The organism is Enterobacter sp. SES19, from assembly GCF_011765665.1.
Classification (GTDB): domain Bacteria; phylum Pseudomonadota; class Gammaproteobacteria; order Enterobacterales; family Enterobacteriaceae; genus Enterobacter; species Enterobacter pseudoroggenkampii.
The window spans coordinates 3476104-3491617 of the sequence record NZ_CP050320.1 but is presented as its reverse complement, the minus strand read 5'-3'; the positions used below and the strand labels follow the sequence as shown (position 1 = coordinate 3491617).

The window sequence follows — 15514 nt, the reverse complement described above, 5'->3', positions numbered from 1 at the left end:
GCATCATGCCAGCATTAGATTTGATTAGACCTTCAGTCACCGCAATGCGCGTGATTGCCTCGGTAAATGACGGTTTTGCCCGTGAACTTAAATTACCGCCACATATACGTAGCCTTGGACTCATCACAGCAGATTCTGATGACGTGGCGTATATTGCCGCAGACGAAGCGACAAAACAGGCAATGGTCGAAGTGGTTTATGGCCGCTCGCTGTATGCCGGCGCGGCGCACAGCCCCTCTCCAACCTCGGGCGAAGTGCTGATTATGCTCGGAGGGCCAAACCCGGCCGAAGTTCGCGCAGGTCTGGACGCGATGGTGGCCAATATTGAAAGCGGTGCGGCTTTCCAGTGGGCAAATGACGCAGAAGATACCGCTTTCCTGGCGCATGTGGTTTCGCGTACCGGGTCGTATCTCTCGGCGACCGCAGGATGCCGACCTGGTGATCCGATGGCGTATCTGGTGGCGCCGCCGCTGGAGGCGACGTTGGGTATTGATGCTGCGCTGAAATCTGCCGATGTGCAGATTGTCACCTATGTGCCGCCACCGTCAGAAACCAACTATTCGGCCGCGTTTTTGACCGGTAGCCAGGCCGCCTGTAAAGCCGCCTGTAACGCCTTTGCTGATGCCGTGCTGGATATTGCCCGTAATCCAGTCCAGCGCGCGTAAGAGAGGTAGTGATGATCAATGCACTGGGATTACTGGAAGTGGATGGCATGGTGGCTGGCGTCGACGCGGCAGATGCCATGTTGAAAGCCGCTAACGTGCGTCTGCTGAGCCACGAAGTGCTCGATCCTGGCCGGCTGACGCTGGTGGTGGAAGGCGATCTGGCTGCGTGCCGCGCAGCGCTGGATGCCGGCAGCGCTGCCGCAGCGCGTACAGGCCGTGTTATCAGCCGTAAGGAAATAGGCCGGCCGGACGATGACACCCAGTGGCTGATCGGCGGTTTTACGCGCCAGCCGAAGAAACCAGAACAGAAGCCAGAAGTGAAAACAGAGGTAAATCCGCAGAAGACGCAGGATGCCCCGTTGACGTCTGAATCCTCTGAGCAACTTCTGACGCTGTTGGCATCGGTCCGTCAAGGAATGACGGCAGGGGAAGTGGCTGCCCACTTTGGCTGGTCACTGGATGAAGCCAGAAAGGCGCTGGAACAGCTCTTTTCTCACGGAGCGTTGCGTAAACGCAGTAGTCGCTATCGCTTAAAAAATTAACCTGTCGGAGGGCCGGGGGCTTCGTGGAGGCTTCCGGCTTAAAAGATCATGAAAAAGACCCGAACTGCAAACCTGCACCATCTTTATCATGAAGCATTACCCGAAGACGTTAAACTTACGCCGAAAGTGGAGGTGGACAACGTTCATCAGCGGCGCACAACGGATGTGTATGAGCATGCGCTGACGATTACCGCCTGGCAGCAAATCTACGACCAGCTGCATCCGGGAAAATTTCATGGCGAGTTCACGGAAATCCTGCTCGACGATATTCAGGTTTTCCGTGAATACACCGGACTGGCGCTGCGTCAGTCATGTCTTGTCTGGCCGAACTCGTTCTGGTTTGGTATTCCGGCCACGCGCGGCGAACAGGGATTTATCGGCACCCAGTGTCTGGGTAACGCTGAAATTGCCACCCGCCCGGGCGGGACGGAGTTTGAACTGAGTACGCCAGATGATTACACCATTCTGGGCGTCGTTATTTCGGAAGAGGCGATTGCCCGTCAGGCCAACTTCCTGCATAACCCGGAAAGGGTGATGCATATGCTGCGTAACCAGTCGGCGCTGGAAGTGAAAGAACAACACAAAGCTGCTCTATGGGGCTTTGTGCAGCAGGCGCTGGCGACATTTAGCGAGAATCCGGTAAACCTCCATCAACCTGCGGTACGCAAAGTGCTGGGCGATAACCTGCTGCTGGCGATGGGCACAATGCTGGAAGAAGCGCAGCCGATAATCACGGCCGAGAGTATCAGCCATCAGAGCTATCGTCGCCTGCTGTCGCGTGCGCGCGAATATGTGCTGGAAAATATGTCAGAGCCGCTGACCGTACTTGACCTGTGTAATCAGTTGCACGTCAGCCGTCGGACGCTGCAAAACGCCTTTCATACGATACTCGGAATTGGTCCGAATGCCTGGTTAAAACGTATTCGTCTGAACGCCGTGCGTCGCGAGCTGATAAGCCCGTGGTCGCAAAGCGTGACGGTAAAAGACGCCGCCATGCAGTGGGGATTCTGGCATCTGGGGCAGTTTGCCACTGACTATCAGCAATTGTTTGCGGAGAAACCGTCGTTGACGCTGCATCAGCGTATGCGCCAGTGGGCGTGATGACATTATTGTGCCGGATACGACGCTTTGCGCCTTATCCAGCCTGCGGGGCGGTGCCTCAGTCGTTGCAGGCCTGATAAGGCGCTAGCCGTCATCAGGTCAGGTAAACTACACCCAGTCGCGGATCTGAATAAACTCGCTAAGGGCAGCTTCCGGGCTGTTCGCTTCCGGCTGCCAGTCATATTCCCAGCGCACCAGCGGCGGCATCGACATTAAAATCGACTCCGTGCGCCCGCCGGTCTGCAGGCCGAACAGCGTCCCGCGATCCCACACCAGATTAAATTCCACGTAGCGCCCCCGACGGTAGAGCTGGAACTCACGTTCGCGCACGCCATAGTTGGTGTTTTTACGGCGTTCGACAATCGGCAGGTACGCGTCGGTATAGCCTTCACCCACCGCGCGCATAAAGCTGAACGCGGTATCAAAATCCGGCGTGTTGAGATCGTCAAAGAACAGCCCGCCGATGCCGCGCTGCTCGTCGCGGTGCTTCAGGTAAAAGTAGTCGTCGCACCACTTTTTAAATTTCGGGTAGACGTCTTCGCCAAACGGCAGGCAAAGATCCCGCGCGGTGGTGTGCCAGTGCACGGCATCCTCTTCGAAGCCGTAATAGGGCGTTAAGTCGAAACCGCCGCCGAACCACCAGACCGGGTCGGCGCCCGGTTTTTCCGCAATGAAAAAGCGCACGTTGGCGTGGCTGGTCGGCACAAACGGGTTGTGCGGATGCACCACCAGCGAGACGCCCATCGCCTCGAAGCTGCGGCCTGCGAGCTCGGGACGATGTGCCGTCGCAGACGCAGGCATGGCGTCGCCGTGAACGTGGGAAAAATTCACGCCCGCCTGTTCGAAGATGCCGCCGTTTCGCAGCACGCGGCTGCGCCCGCCGCCTCCGGCCTCGCGCTGCCAGGTATCTTCCTGAAATTCACCGCCGTCTGCGGCGGCCAGTTTCTGGCAGATCTCATCCTGCACCTGCAGCAGGAAGGTTTTGACCAGTTGAGCATCGGGTTTCATTAACGTTTCCTGGAGTGCGCTTTTTGGTTATCGAACCAGTTGAAGTAACTGATAATGCCGGAGGCGATGGCGTTGGCGATCTTCTGACGAAACGCCGTGGTGCCGAGGAGTCGCTCCTCTTCCGGGTTGGTAATGAAGGAGGTTTCCACCAGCACGGACGGGATGGACGGTGATTTCAGCACCACGAACGCTGCCTGCTCGGTGCCTTTACTGTGCAGACGATGCACTGGCTTAATCTTCTTCAGAATATGCGAGCCGAGCGTCAGGCTGTTTTTGATCGTATCCGTCTGCACGAGGTCGAACAGCACCTGCTGTAGCAGGTGGTCTTTGTCGGTGGCTTTCTTCCCGGCGACTTCATCCGCCCGGTTTTCGCGGTCGGAGAGGTATTTCGCCATGGCGCTACTGGCGCCACGGTTGGAAAGCGCAAACACCGAGGCACCGGCCGCAGAAGGGTTGGTAAAGCCGTCGGCGTGGATCGACATAAACAGATCCGCCCCATGCTGGTGGGCGATCTCTACGCGGTCATACAGCGGAATAAAGGTATCGCCAGAACGCGTCAGACGGGCGTCAATGCCGTTACTGCGTAAAATTGCGCGCACATTTTTTGCAATTGCCAGCACGACGTGTTTTTCTTTCGACCCGTTTTTGCCGATGGCGCCGGTATCAATGCCGCCGTGCCCTGGGTCGAGCATCACCAGACGCTTCGCGCCCGGCTTTTTGGCTTTCGGTTTGCTGTGTCCGTTACTGGTTTTGAGCGTGCTCTCGTCTTTCGCCTGAGCCTGCTTTGCGATGCCCGTTAACGTTAAGGCCGCCAGCCCCGCTTTGAGAACCTGACGACGCGATGTGAGTGCTTTTAATGGTTTGAATGTGCTCATGCGGCCTGAATACTAAAAAATGGGGTCCTGGTGTTATATCGTATCGTGTTTCCCGTTACGACAGTCCATATTGAGAATTGTTTTACTTTTCATTTCAATACGTGACAAAGTGACATTATGCCAAATTTTGGCGAGATTTTCCCCGGTTATTGGCTAAAGGCGTGCTTCGCGCCATAATCACTGTTTTTAAACCCGAAAAGGCGGTTAATACCATGGAGATACGCGTTTTTCGCCAGGAAGATTTCGAAGAGGTGATCACCCTTTGGGAGCGCTGCGATCTGCTGCGTCCGTGGAACGATCCGGAAATGGATATCGAACGTAAGGTGAATCACGACGTCAGTCTATTTCTGGTCGCGGAAGTTAATGGCGAGGTTGTGGGGACGGTAATGGGCGGTTACGACGGCCACCGCGGCTCGGCCTATTATCTGGGCGTTCACCCGGAATACCGTGGCCGCGGCATTGCCAATGCGCTGCTGAACCGACTTGAGAAGAAGCTGATCGCCCGCGGCTGCCCAAAAATCCAGATCATGGTGCGGGAAGATAACGACGTCGTGCTGGGCATGTATGAGCGTCTGGGCTATGAACATGCTGACGTGCTGACTTTGGGCAAGCGTCTGATCGAAGATGAAGAGTACTGAGATCCATCCGGCTGACTTTGACGCGCAGGGCCGCGTCAGGCTGCCCTTTTTATTCTGGTGCGTTCTGCTGCTCCAGGCCCGGACCTGGGTGCTGTTTGTGATGGCCGCCGCGTCGCGCGGGCAGGGCGACACGCTGTTGAATCTCTTTTACCCCGATCACGACGCCTTCTGGCTCGGACTACTGCCGGGCGTACCGGCGGTGGTGGCGTTTTTGTGCAGCGGCCGGCGGCAGGCGATCCCGCGTTTGTGGCGCGCGCTTCGCGGGCTGCTGATCCTTGCCCAGATTGCGCTGCTCTTCTGGCAGCCGGTACTCTGGTGGTTCGGTGAGCCGCTAACGGGCATCGGTATTGCGCTGGTGGTGGCCGATATTGTGGCGCTGCTGTGGCTGCTGACAAACCCGCGTCTTCGCGCCTGTTTTGCGCCTCAGGATGATTAATCCGGCACTTTTTGCCGATGTCGCACTCCAACAAGCGTTGATTTAATTAGAAAGGACGTTTCAATGAAATCGCTGCGTTTACTTTTATGCGCTCTCCCGCTGGCATTGACCGGCTGTTCGACGCTCTCCTCCATTAACTGGTCCGCCGCGTATCCGTGGAACTGGTTTGGCTCATCAACGGAAGTGACCGAGCAGGGCGTGGGGAAAATTACCGCCGCGACGGCGCTGGATCAGAATGCTATTCAGGATGCGCTCAGCAGCGATTACCGCCTGCGCAGCGGCATGAAAACAGAGAATGGCAATATAGTGCGCTATTACGAAGCGCTGAAGGGCGACAAGCTGGCACTGGTGATCAACGGTGACAAAGGCACGGTAAACCGGATTGCCGTCATGGATGAAGATATTCCGACCGCCAGCGGCGTGAAGGTCGGGACCCCGTTTAGCGATCTTTATAAGCAGGCTTTTGGCAATTGCACCAGCGTGCCGTCTGACGACAAGGTCGCGGTGGAATGTAAGGCGGAAGGCAGCCAGCACATCAGCTATGTCTTCACCGGAACCTGGAGCGGACCGGAAGGACTGATGCCGTCTGACGACACGCTCAAGAGCTGGAAAGTGAGCAAAATACTCTGGAAGCAGTAATTTGCGCCTGAACAAACCGCCTCGCTGAAATCCGGGTATAATACCCGCCATCAATGCCACGCTGACGTGGCATCTTTATTTCAGGAGGAGCGATGTCTCAGGTTCAGAGTGGCATTTTGCCAGAACATTGCCGCGCGGCGATTTGGATTGAAGCCAATGTTAAAGGGGACGTGGATGCCCTGCGTGCGGCCAGTAAAGCGTTTGTTGATAAGCTGGCCACCTTCCAGGCCAAATTCCCGGAAGCCCACCTCGGCGCCGTTGTTGCCTTTGGCAATAACGTCTGGCGTCAGCTGAGCGGTGGCGAAGGGGCGGAAGAGCTGAAGGACTTCATCCCTTACGGCAAAGGTCTGGCACCTGCGACCCAGTACGACGTGCTGATCCACATTCTCTCCCTGCGTCACGACGTGAACTTCTCCGTTGCCCAGGCCGCTGTGGCGGCCTTTGGCGACAGCATTGAGGTGCAGGAAGAGGTTCACGGCTTCCGCTGGATCGAAGAGCGCGATCTGAGCGGCTTTGTCGACGGGACGGAAAACCCGGCGGGTGAAGAGGTTCGTCGCGACGTGGCGGTGATTAAAGACGGCGTGGACGCGGGCGGTAGCTACGTGTTCGTGCAGCGCTGGGAGCACAACCTCAAGCAGCTTAACCGTATGAGCGTGCACGACCAGGAGATGATGATTGGTCGTACTAAAGAAGCCAACGAAGAGATCGACGGCGACGACCGTCCCGTTACCTCTCACCTGACCCGCGTTGACCTCAAGGAAGACGGCAAAGGGCTGAAGATTGTTCGCCAGAGCTTGCCGTACGGTACCGCAAGCGGCACGCACGGCCTCTACTTCTGCGCCTACTGCGCGCGCCTGTATAACATTGAGCAGCAGCTGCTGAGCATGTTCGGCGATACCGACGGTAAGCGCGACGCCATGCTGCGCTTCACCAAACCGGTGACCGGCGGCTACTACTTTGCGCCGTCCGTTGAGCGTCTGCTGGCGCTGTAATAGCCTTTCTCCCTCTCCCTGTGGGAGAGGGCTGGGGTGAGGGCATCAGGCCGCACCCCTTATTCCCTTTTCTGCTTCTAAATCACCAAACGGTATATAAAACCGTTACTCCTTTCATCCCCGTTATAAATATTATGACTATAAGATAGTCATCACATTTATAAGGGTGCGCAATGGCCGTTACTGTACTAAAAAAAGGAACTCTGGCGCTGGCAGGTTTACTGCTGGTGGCACAGGCGCAGGCGACTGAACTGTTAAACAGTTCGTATGACGTCTCCCGCGAGCTGTTTGCCGCCCTTAACCCACCGTTCGAACAGCAGTGGGCGAAAGACAATAACGGCGATAAGCTGACCATCAAGCAGTCCCACGCCGGGTCGTCCAAGCAGGCGCTGGCGATTTTGCAGGGCCTGAAAGCGGACGTGGTGACCTACAACCAGGTGACTGACGTGCAGATCCTGCACGACAAAGGCAAGCTCATCCCGGCGGACTGGCAGAGCCGTCTGCCGAACAACAGCTCCCCGTTCTATTCCACCATGGGCTTCCTGGTGCGTAAGGGCAATCCGAAGAATATCCACGACTGGAGCGACCTGGTGCGTTCCGACGTGAAGCTGATTTTCCCGAACCCAAAAACTTCCGGTAACGCGCGTTATACCTATTTAGCCGCGTGGGGCGCGGCGGACAAGGCTGACGGTAACGATAAAGCCAAAACCGAGCAGTTCATGACCCAGTTCCTGAAAAATGTCGAAGTGTTTGATACCGGCGGCCGTGGGGCGACCACGACCTTCGCAGAACGCGGTCTCGGCGATGTGCTGATCAGCTTCGAGTCGGAAGTGAACAACATCCGCAAACAGTACGAAGCGCAGGGCTTCGAGGTGGTTATCCCGAAAACCAACATTCTGGCCGAATTCCCGGTCGCATGGGTGGATAAAAACGTGCAGGCAAACGGTACCGAGAAAGCGGCAAAAGCCTATCTCAACTACCTGTACAGCCCGCAGGCGCAGACCATCATTACCGATTACTACTACCGCGTGAACAACCCGGACGTGATGAACAAGCTGAAAGACAAATTCCCGCAGACCGCGCTGTTCCGCGTGGAAGATCATTTCGGCTCCTGGCCAGACGTGATGAAAACGCATTTTGCCAGCGGCGGTGAGTTAGACAAACTGCTGGCTGCGGGGCATAAGTAATGTTTGCAGTTTCGACAAAACGCGTGCTGCCGGGCTTTACCTTAAGCCTCGGGACCAGCCTGCTGTTCGTCTGCCTGATCCTGCTGTTGCCGCTCAGCGCGCTGGTGATGCAGCTTGCTCAGATGAGCTGGGCGCAGTACTGGGACGTGGTCACCAACCCGCAGGTGGTGGCGGCCTATAAGGTGACCCTGCTATCGGCGTTTGTCGCCTCCATTTTTAACGGCGTGTTTGGCCTGCTGATGGCGTGGATCTTAACCCGCTATCGCTTCCCGGGCCGCACGCTGCTTGACGCCCTGATGGATCTGCCGTTTGCGCTGCCGACGGCGGTGGCGGGCTTAACCCTCGCGTCGCTCTTCTCCGTGAACGGGCTGTACGGCGAGTGGCTGGCGAAATTTGACATCAAGGTGACCTATACCTGGCTCGGTATCGCGGTGGCGATGGCCTTTACCAGCATCCCATTTGTGGTCCGTACCGTGCAGCCGGTGCTGGAAGAACTGGGTCCGGAATACGAAGAAGCGGCGGAAACGCTGGGCGCCACGCGCTGGCAGAGCTTCCGCAAGGTGGTGCTGCCGGAGCTCTCTCCGGCGCTGATGGCGGGCGTCGCGCTGTCGTTTACCCGCAGCCTCGGCGAGTTCGGCGCCGTGATTTTTATCGCCGGGAACATCGCCTGGAAAACGGAAGTCACTTCGCTGATGATTTTCATCCGTTTGCAGGAGTTTGATTATCCGGCGGCGAGCGCAATTGCCTCGGTGATCCTGGCGGCCTCGCTGCTGCTGCTGTACTCGATTAACACTCTGCAAAGTCGCTTTGGTCGACGTGTGGTAGGTCACTGATGGCGGAAGTTACGCAATTGAAGCGATACGATGCACCCCGCATCAACTGGGGTAAATGGTTTCTGATTGGGGCGGGCGTACTGGTGTCCGCCCTCATTCTCGTCGTGCCGACGATTTATATCTTCGTTCAGGCGTTCAGCAAGGGTCTGATGCCCGCGCTGGAAAACCTGGCGAACCCGGATATGCTGCACGCCATCTGGCTGACCGTGCTGATTGCCCTGATTACCGTTCCGGTGAACCTGGTGTTCGGTACCCTGCTGGCGTGGCTGGTAACGCGCTTTAACTTCCCGGGACGTCAGCTGCTGCTTACCCTGCTGGATATTCCGTTTGCCGTGTCGCCGGTGGTGGCGGGCCTGGTATACCTGCTCTTTTACGGCTCCAACGGCCCGCTGGGCGGCTGGCTGGATGCGAATAACCTGCAGATCATGTTCGCCTGGCCAGGCATGGTGCTGGTTACCATCTTCGTGACCTGTCCATTTGTGGTGCGCGAGCTGGTGCCGGTGATGTTAAGCCAGGGGAGCAACGAAGACGAAGCGGCGGTGCTGCTGGGGGCTTCGGGCTGGCAGATGTTCCGCCGCGTGACGCTGCCGAACATTCGCTGGGCGCTGCTTTACGGCGTGGTGCTGACCAACGCCCGCGCGATTGGTGAGTTCGGTGCCGTTTCCGTTGTTTCCGGTTCCATTCGCGGTGAAACCCTGTCGCTACCGCTACAGATTGAACTGCTGCAGCAGGACTACAACACCATCGGCGCGTTTACTGCCGCAGCGTTGCTGACGCTGATGGCCATTTTGACCCTGTTTTTGAAGAGTGTGGTGCAGTGGCGTTTAGAAAATCAGGAAAAACGTCAGCATCAGGAGGGAAATCATGAGCATTGAGATTGCCAATATTAAGAAGTCTTTTGGTCGCACCCAGGTGCTGAATGATATCTCGCTGGATATCCCTTCCGGACAAATGGTGGCGCTGCTGGGGCCGTCTGGCTCGGGTAAAACTACGCTGCTGCGTATTATCGCCGGGCTTGAGCATCAGACCAGCGGGCATATCCGCTTTCACGGCACCGACGTGAGCCGCCTGCATGCCCGCGATCGTAAAGTAGGTTTTGTGTTCCAGCATTACGCGCTGTTCCGCCACATGACCGTGTTCGACAACATCGCGTTTGGCCTGACCGTGCTGCCGCGTCGCGAGCGCCCGGATGCAGCAACCATTAAGGCGAAGGTGACCAAACTGCTGGAGATGGTGCAGCTGGCTCATCTGGCGGATCGTTTCCCGGCCCAGCTGTCCGGCGGGCAGAAACAGCGCGTGGCGCTGGCGCGTGCGCTGGCCGTTGAGCCGCAAATTCTGCTGCTGGATGAACCTTTCGGCGCGCTGGATGCACAGGTGCGTAAAGAGCTGCGCCGCTGGCTGCGTCAGCTCCATGAAGAGCTGAAATTCACCAGCGTCTTCGTGACCCATGACCAGGAAGAGGCGATGGAAGTCGCGGATCGCGTGGTGGTCATGAGCCAGGGCAACATTGAGCAGGTTGACGAGCCGGAGCAGCTCTGGCGCGAACCGGCGACCCGCTTCGTGCTGGAGTTTATGGGCGAGGTAAACCGTCTTCAGGGTACTATTCGCGGTGGGCAGTTCCACGTGGGCGCGCACCGCTGGCCGCTGGGCTATACCTCCGCGCATCAGGGACCGGTCGATCTGTTCCTGCGTCCGTGGGAAGTGGACGTGAGCCGCCGAACCAGCTTGGATTCACCGCTGCCGGTGCAGGTGCTGGAAGCTAGCCCTAAAGGTCACTACACCCAATTGGTGGTACAGCCCCTGGGCTGGTATACCGAGCCGCTGACCGTGGTCATGCGCGACGACGTGCCGCCGCACCGGGGAGAGCGCCTGTTTGTCGGTCTGCAGCACGCCCGTATCTATCACGGCAAGGAGCGCATCGAGACGCGCGAGGATATTGCTCTCGCGGAGTCAGCCTGATAGGTTATTAGGATGTTTATCGCCCGGTGGCACTGCGCTTACCGGGCCTACAGTTATCACTGCGTCTTGTAGGCCGGGATTGCTGCGCGCGCCCGGCTTTTTTATTGAGTAAAAAACGTGAATACACTCGAAAACACCATCGGCAACACGCCTCTGGTCAAGCTTCAGCGCATGGGGCCAGACAACGGCAGCGAAATCTGGGTCAAACTCGAAGGCAATAACCCGGCGGGGTCGGTGAAAGACCGCGCGGCGCTGTCGATGATTGTCCAGGCCGAAAAGCGCGGCGAGATTAAGCCGGGCGACGTGCTGATTGAAGCCACCAGCGGCAACACCGGTATCGCGCTGGCGATGATTGCGGCGCTGAAAGGCTATCGCATGAAGCTGCTGATGCCGGACAACATGAGCCAGGAGCGCCGCGCCGCGATGCGTGCCTACGGAGCCGAGCTGATTCTGGTGACCAAAGAGCAGGGGATGGAAGGCGCGCGCGACCTGGCGTTAGAAATGGCCGAGCGCGGCGAAGGTCAACTGCTCGATCAGTTTAATAACCCGGACAACCCGTACGCGCACTACACCACCACCGGCCCGGAAATCTGGCAGCAAACCGACGGGCGTATCACCCATTTTGTCTCCAGCATGGGTACCACCGGCACTATTACCGGGGTATCGCGCTTTCTGCGCGAGCAGGATAAAGCCGTCACCATTGTCGGCCTGCAGCCGGAAGAGGGGAGCAGCATTCCGGGCATTCGCCGCTGGCCTGCGGAGTATATGCCCGGCATCTTTAATGCGCAGCTTGTGGACCTGGTGCTGGATCTTCACCAGCGCGAGGCGGAAAATACCATGCGTGAGCTGGCCGTGCGCGAAGGCATCTTCTGCGGCGTCAGCTCGGGCGGCGCGGTAGCGGGTGCGATTCGGGTAGCAAAGGCAAATCCGGGCGCGGTGGTGGTGGCGATTATTTGCGATCGCGGCGATCGCTATCTGTCTACCGGCGTCTTTGGTGAAGAGAGTTATTCGCAGGGGGCGGGGATTTAAGCGTCATGGAGATGATTCTATTCCGGGATAATACCCGGGCGCAGCAAACCGATATTGTCGCCGTGCAGTCGCAGGTGGTTTACGGCAGCGTGGGGAACAGCATTGCGGTACCGAATATTCGAACCCACAGGCTGAACGTCACCGCCGTGCCGACGGTACTGTTTAGCAACACGCCGCACTACGACACATTTTATGGTGGAGTGATCCCCGACGAGTGGTTCAGCGGTTACCTGAAGGCGCTGGAAGAGCGCGAGATCCTGCGCGAGCTTAAGGCGGTCACTACCGGCTATATGGGAAATGCCAGCCAGATCGTCCTGCTGGCGCAGTGGCTGAAGGCGGTCAAAGCGCAGCATCCCGACCTGCTGGTGCTGGTCGACCCGGTTATCGGCGATATCGACAGCGGAATGTACGTGAAGCCCGAGATCCCCGAAGCGTATCGGGAGCACCTGCTGCCGCTGGCGCAGGGGATCACGCCAAACGTCTATGAACTGGAAGTGTTAAGCGGCAAACCGTGCCGCACGCCGGAAAGCGCCATCGCGGCGGCACAGGGACTGCTCTCTGACAGCCTGAAGTGGGTGGCGATTACCAGTGCACCGGTCGCTGACGACCCGCAGAACATCCACGTGGTGCTGGTGACGAATGAAGGCGTGACCATCAGCGCGCATCCGCGGGTAGAAACCGATCTGAAAGGGACGGGCGACCTGTTCTGTTCAGAACTGGTGAGCGGCATTGTTGAGGGGAAAACCGTTGCCGATGCCATTCGCATGGCCGGCGATCGGGTGACGGACGTGATGCTTTATACCCAGTCGAAAGGTTACGACGAGCTTATCCTCCCCGCATAAACAAAAATGGCGCCCGAAGGCGCCATTTTTCTGTGCGGCAAGAATTACTTCTTGATGCGGATAACCGGGGTTTCACCCACGGTGACGCTGCCAGACAGTTTGATCAGTTCTTTGATTTCGTCCATGTTGGAGATAACAACCGGAGTCAGGGTAGACTTGGCTTTTTCTTCCAGCAGTGGCAGATCGAATTCAATCACCGGGTCGCCAACTTTAACACGCTGGCCTTCTTCCGCGATACGTTTGAAGCCTTCGCCTTTCAGTTCAACGGTGTCGATACCGAAGTGAACGAACAGTTCGATACCGCTATCAGATTCGATAGAGAACGCATGGTTGGTTTCAAAAATTTTACCGATGGTGCCGTCAACTGGAGCAACCATTTTGTTGCCAGTTGGTTTGATAGCAATGCCATCACCAACGATTTTCTCAGCAAACACTACATCCGGCACGTCTTCGATGTTGACGATCTCGCCGGAGAGCGGAGCAACAATCTCAATAGTTCCGGAGTCTTTTTTATCATCAGAAACCAGAGATTTCAGTTTATCGAACAAACCCATGATCTTCTCCTAAGCAGTAAATTGGGCCGCATCTCGTGGATTAGCAGATTGTTTTTTCTTCAATGAACTTGTTAACCAGCGTCATTAACTCGTCCGTTGTCGGTTGAGCAAGAGCCTGCTCTGCTAATACCTTCGCATCTTCGAAGTTCGTGTTACGGATAATCTTCTTAATGCGCGGGATGGAAATGGCGCTCATAGAGAATTCGTCCAGACCCATACCCAGCAACAGAAGTGTAGCACGTTCGTCGCCTGCAAGCTCACCACACATGCCAGTCCATTTACCTTCTGCATGAGAAGCATCAATAACTTGCTTGATCAAGTTCAGTACGGACGGTGACATTGGCTGGTAGAGATGTGAAATCATATCATTACCACGGTCAACTGCCAGGGTGTACTGCGTTAAATCATTGGTACCGATACTAAAGAAATCAACTTCTTTGGCTAAATGACGCGCAATGGTCGCCGCCGCCGGTGTTTCCACCATCACGCCGATCTCGATTGACTCGTCAAACGCTTTACCTTCGTCACGCAGTTCCTGTTTGTAGATTTCGATCTCTTTCTTCAGTGCACGCACTTCTTCAACAGAGATGATCATCGGGAACATGATGCGCAGTTTACCGAAAGCAGAGGCGCGCAGGATCGCACGAACCTGGTCACGCAGGATCTCTTTACGATCCATCGCGATACGCACGGCACGCCAGCCCAGGAACGGGTTCTCTTCTTTCGGGAAGTTCATGTACGGCAACTCTTTGTCGCCACCGATGTCCATGGTACGGACGATAACCGCCTGAGAGCCACACGCTTCAGCCACGGCTTTGTAAGCAGCAAACTGCTCTTCTTCCGTTGGCAGCGCGTCGCGGTCCATGAACAGGAATTCTGTACGATAGAGACCGACACCTTCCGCACCGTTGCGCTCAGCGCCATCAACGTCGCGGACGGTACCGATGTTTGCGCACACTTCAACCTGATGGCCGTCCAGGGTGATGGCTGGCAGGTCTTTCAGCTTAGCGAGTTCCGCTTTTTCAGTCGCAACCTGCTCCTGAACCGCGCGCAGTTTATCGATCTCTTCATTGGTTGGGTTGACGTAAACCAGATTGTTTACGGCATCCAGAATCAGATAGTCGCCATTTTTCACCTGAGAGGTGACGCTACCGGTACCCACGATGGCAGGCAGTTCCAGAGAACGCGCCATGATAGATGTGTGGGAGGTACGGCCACCCGCGTCGGTGATGAAACCGAGGACCTTTTTCAGGTTCAGCTGTGCGGTTTCAGACGGGGTGAGGTCAGCGGCAACCAGGATCACTTCATCCTGAATCGCGCTCAGGTCGATGATGGCCAGGCCCAGGATGTTGCGCAGCAGGCGCTTACCGATATCACGTACGTCAGCCGCACGCTCTTTCAGGTATTCATCATCCAGTTCTTCCAGGGCAGTTGCCTGACCTTCGATAACTTCATGCGCAGCCGCGTCGGCCGTCATGCCTTTATCTTTAATCAGGGCTATGATTTCCTGCTCCAGCTCCTCATCTTCGAGCAGCATGATGTGCCCTTCGAAGATGGCTTCTTTTTCTTCACCGAAAGTTTCGCCAGCTTTAGTTTTGATTGCTTCCAGTTGCGCAGATGCCTTGGCACGACCGCTCAGAAAACGTTCAACTTCCTGATCAACCTTGTCGGCAGAAATTTTTTTCCGGTCGATGACGATCTCGTCTTCTTTCAGCAGCAGTGCCTTGCCGAAAGCGATACCCGGGGATGCTAAAATGCCTGAAATCATAACCCTACCTTACTTGTGACTGATATTTAAAAGAACCCGGAAACTTACTCGAGCTCAGCCATCAGTTTAACCAGATGCTCAACTGCTTTCTGCTCGTCTTCACCTTCTGCAGAGATGGTGACAACGGTGCCCTGAGTCAGGCCCAGAGTCTGCAGTTTGAACAGGCTTTTTGCGCTCGCGCTTTTGCCGTTGGAAGTCACAGTGATTTCAGAAGTGAAGCCTTTTGCTTCTTTAACAAACTGAGCAGCAGGGCGGGTGTGCAGACCGTTCGGAGCGGTAATGGTAACTTCTTGCTGGAACATTGTATTTCCCCAACTTATAGGTTTAGTGTTGTGGAACTAAAGTCTAGCCTGGCGACTGAACTTTAGCCTGTATTGTTAGCGCTGACGTTTCGATCGTCATTAAACATTATGCAGCGAAAGCAAGACTTGAACCAAATCATAAAA

18 protein-coding genes are annotated in these 15514 nt (G+C 56.4%); 13 read left to right on the top strand and 5 right to left on the bottom strand.

Annotated features, from left to right (window positions below; translation table 11 throughout):
- Positions 1-5: 5 nt before the first annotated feature.
- Genes eutL through eutR form a run of 3 tightly spaced genes read left to right on the top strand, consistent with a single transcriptional unit; the run spans position 6 to position 2308 of the window.
- On the top strand, positions 6-665 hold the full coding sequence (eutL, locus tag GXP72_RS16600; RefSeq protein ID WP_024907599.1) for an ethanolamine utilization microcompartment protein EutL: 660 nt from the start codon (positions 6-8) through the stop codon (positions 663-665).
- An 11-nt stretch (positions 666-676) separates the two neighbouring features.
- On the top strand, positions 677-1207 hold the full coding sequence (eutK, locus tag GXP72_RS16595; protein WP_208763135.1) for an ethanolamine utilization microcompartment protein EutK: 531 nt from the start codon (positions 677-679) through the stop codon (positions 1205-1207).
- 48 nt (positions 1208-1255) lie between these two features.
- Positions 1256-2308, top strand: coding sequence for an HTH-type transcriptional regulator EutR (gene eutR / locus GXP72_RS16590; protein ID WP_090420076.1), 1053 nt, complete (start codon positions 1256-1258; stop codon positions 2306-2308).
- A 108-nt stretch (positions 2309-2416) separates the two neighbouring features.
- Here eutR and hemF read toward each other — a convergent pair whose 3' ends face one another.
- Together hemF and amiA are read right to left on the bottom strand one after the other, a co-directional pair.
- Positions 2417-3316: an oxygen-dependent coproporphyrinogen oxidase gene (hemF, locus tag GXP72_RS16585; protein ID WP_208763134.1), complete on the bottom strand. Its 900-nt coding sequence runs from the start codon at positions 3314-3316 to the stop codon at positions 2417-2419.
- Positions 3316-4191, bottom strand: a complete 876-nt coding sequence (amiA, locus tag GXP72_RS16580; protein ID WP_024907603.1) for an N-acetylmuramoyl-L-alanine amidase AmiA — start codon at positions 4189-4191, stop codon at positions 3316-3318. Before amiA ends, hemF begins: the two co-directional genes overlap by 1 nt.
- 212 nt (positions 4192-4403) lie before the next feature.
- Here amiA and GXP72_RS16575 point away from each other — a divergent pair, with 212 nt between their 5' ends.
- From GXP72_RS16575 to pdxK, 10 genes are all read left to right on the top strand, one after another.
- Positions 4404-4829 (top strand): GNAT family acetyltransferase, encoded by a 426-nt coding sequence (locus GXP72_RS16575; RefSeq protein ID WP_024907604.1) that lies wholly within the window; start codon positions 4404-4406, stop codon positions 4827-4829.
- Positions 4816-5265, top strand: coding sequence for a DUF2919 domain-containing protein (locus tag GXP72_RS16570; RefSeq protein WP_208763133.1), 450 nt, complete (start codon positions 4816-4818; stop codon positions 5263-5265). Before GXP72_RS16575 ends, GXP72_RS16570 begins: the two co-directional genes overlap by 14 nt.
- A gap of 63 nt (positions 5266-5328) precedes the next feature.
- A complete protein-coding gene (locus tag GXP72_RS16565) occupies positions 5329-5904 on the top strand; it encodes an RpoE-regulated lipoprotein (RefSeq protein WP_032659315.1) in 576 nt (191 codons plus the stop codon).
- Positions 5905-5996: 92 nt separating this feature from the next.
- Entirely contained in the window at positions 5997-6896 is a 900-nt protein-coding gene (locus GXP72_RS16560; protein ID WP_208763132.1) for a Dyp-type peroxidase, read from the top strand.
- A 173-nt stretch (positions 6897-7069) separates the two neighbouring features.
- The gene (locus tag GXP72_RS16555) at positions 7070-8083 is read left to right on the top strand and encodes a sulfate ABC transporter substrate-binding protein (RefSeq protein WP_023344640.1); all 1014 of its coding nucleotides are present in this window, start codon (positions 7070-7072) and stop codon (positions 8081-8083) included.
- Positions 8083-8916 carry a sulfate/thiosulfate ABC transporter permease CysT gene (gene cysT / locus GXP72_RS16550; RefSeq protein WP_004123378.1) on the top strand — a complete coding sequence of 278 codons (834 nt, stop codon included), beginning with the start codon at positions 8083-8085 and terminating at the stop codon, positions 8914-8916. Before GXP72_RS16555 ends, cysT begins: the two co-directional genes overlap by 1 nt.
- Positions 8916-9791 carry a sulfate/thiosulfate ABC transporter permease CysW gene (gene cysW / locus GXP72_RS16545; RefSeq protein ID WP_090420070.1) on the top strand — a complete coding sequence of 292 codons (876 nt, stop codon included), beginning with the start codon at positions 8916-8918 and terminating at the stop codon, positions 9789-9791. Before cysT ends, cysW begins: the two co-directional genes overlap by 1 nt.
- The gene (gene cysA, locus GXP72_RS16540) at positions 9781-10875 is read left to right on the top strand and encodes a sulfate/thiosulfate ABC transporter ATP-binding protein CysA (protein ID WP_008501607.1); all 1095 of its coding nucleotides are present in this window, start codon (positions 9781-9783) and stop codon (positions 10873-10875) included. The genes cysW and cysA overlap by 11 nt, the downstream gene beginning before the upstream one ends.
- Positions 10876-10992: 117 nt before the next feature.
- The gene (gene cysM / locus GXP72_RS16535) at positions 10993-11904 is read left to right on the top strand and encodes a cysteine synthase CysM (RefSeq protein ID WP_208763131.1); all 912 of its coding nucleotides are present in this window, start codon (positions 10993-10995) and stop codon (positions 11902-11904) included.
- A 5-nt stretch (positions 11905-11909) separates the two neighbouring features.
- A complete protein-coding gene (pdxK, locus tag GXP72_RS16530; protein WP_208763130.1) occupies positions 11910-12746 on the top strand; it encodes a pyridoxine/pyridoxal/pyridoxamine kinase in 837 nt (278 codons plus the stop codon).
- 44 nt (positions 12747-12790) lie between these two features.
- On the opposite strand, the gene crr is transcribed toward pdxK, so the two are convergent.
- From crr to ptsH, 3 genes are read right to left on the bottom strand one after another with little or no spacing between them, the layout of a single operon-like run.
- Positions 12791-13300, bottom strand: a complete 510-nt coding sequence (gene crr / locus GXP72_RS16525) for a PTS glucose transporter subunit IIA (protein WP_003861316.1) — start codon at positions 13298-13300, stop codon at positions 12791-12793.
- 40 nt (positions 13301-13340) lie between these two features.
- Positions 13341-15068, bottom strand: coding sequence for a phosphoenolpyruvate-protein phosphotransferase PtsI (gene ptsI, locus GXP72_RS16520; RefSeq protein WP_032646702.1), 1728 nt, complete (start codon positions 15066-15068; stop codon positions 13341-13343).
- Between the two features lie 44 nt (positions 15069-15112).
- Positions 15113-15370 (bottom strand): phosphocarrier protein Hpr, encoded by a 258-nt coding sequence (ptsH, locus tag GXP72_RS16515; protein WP_000487600.1) that lies wholly within the window; start codon positions 15368-15370, stop codon positions 15113-15115.
- Between the last annotated feature and the right edge of the window lie 144 nt (positions 15371-15514).

What these genes read in the sequence shown, in the direction of transcription:
- eutL (WP_024907599.1), top strand. Translation starts at nt 6, where the DNA reads ATGCCAGCATTAGATTTGATTAGACCTTCAGTCACCGCAATGCGCGTG.
- eutK (WP_208763135.1), top strand. Translation starts at nt 677, where the DNA reads ATGATCAATGCACTGGGATTACTGGAAGTGGATGGCATGGTGGCTGGC.
- eutR (WP_090420076.1), top strand. Translation starts at nt 1,256, where the DNA reads ATGAAAAAGACCCGAACTGCAAACCTGCACCATCTTTATCATGAAGCA.
- hemF (WP_208763134.1), bottom strand. Translation starts at nt 3,316, where the DNA reads ATGAAACCCGATGCTCAACTGGTCAAAACCTTCCTGCTGCAGGTGCAG.
- amiA (WP_024907603.1), bottom strand. Translation starts at nt 4,191, where the DNA reads ATGAGCACATTCAAACCATTAAAAGCACTCACATCGCGTCGTCAGGTT.
- GXP72_RS16575 (WP_024907604.1), top strand. Translation starts at nt 4,404, where the DNA reads ATGGAGATACGCGTTTTTCGCCAGGAAGATTTCGAAGAGGTGATCACC.
- GXP72_RS16570 (WP_208763133.1), top strand. Translation starts at nt 4,816, where the DNA reads ATGAAGAGTACTGAGATCCATCCGGCTGACTTTGACGCGCAGGGCCGC.
- GXP72_RS16565 (WP_032659315.1), top strand. Translation starts at nt 5,329, where the DNA reads ATGAAATCGCTGCGTTTACTTTTATGCGCTCTCCCGCTGGCATTGACC.
- GXP72_RS16560 (WP_208763132.1), top strand. Translation starts at nt 5,997, where the DNA reads ATGTCTCAGGTTCAGAGTGGCATTTTGCCAGAACATTGCCGCGCGGCG.
- GXP72_RS16555 (WP_023344640.1), top strand. Translation starts at nt 7,070, where the DNA reads ATGGCCGTTACTGTACTAAAAAAAGGAACTCTGGCGCTGGCAGGTTTA.
- cysT (WP_004123378.1), top strand. Translation starts at nt 8,083, where the DNA reads ATGTTTGCAGTTTCGACAAAACGCGTGCTGCCGGGCTTTACCTTAAGC.
- cysW (WP_090420070.1), top strand. Translation starts at nt 8,916, where the DNA reads ATGGCGGAAGTTACGCAATTGAAGCGATACGATGCACCCCGCATCAAC.
- cysA (WP_008501607.1), top strand. Translation starts at nt 9,781, where the DNA reads ATGAGCATTGAGATTGCCAATATTAAGAAGTCTTTTGGTCGCACCCAG.
- pdxK (WP_208763130.1), top strand. Translation starts at nt 11,910, where the DNA reads ATGGAGATGATTCTATTCCGGGATAATACCCGGGCGCAGCAAACCGAT.
- crr (WP_003861316.1), bottom strand. Translation starts at nt 13,300, where the DNA reads ATGGGTTTGTTCGATAAACTGAAATCTCTGGTTTCTGATGATAAAAAA.
- ptsI (WP_032646702.1), bottom strand. Translation starts at nt 15,068, where the DNA reads ATGATTTCAGGCATTTTAGCATCCCCGGGTATCGCTTTCGGCAAGGCA.
- ptsH (WP_000487600.1), bottom strand. Translation starts at nt 15,370, where the DNA reads ATGTTCCAGCAAGAAGTTACCATTACCGCTCCGAACGGTCTGCACACC.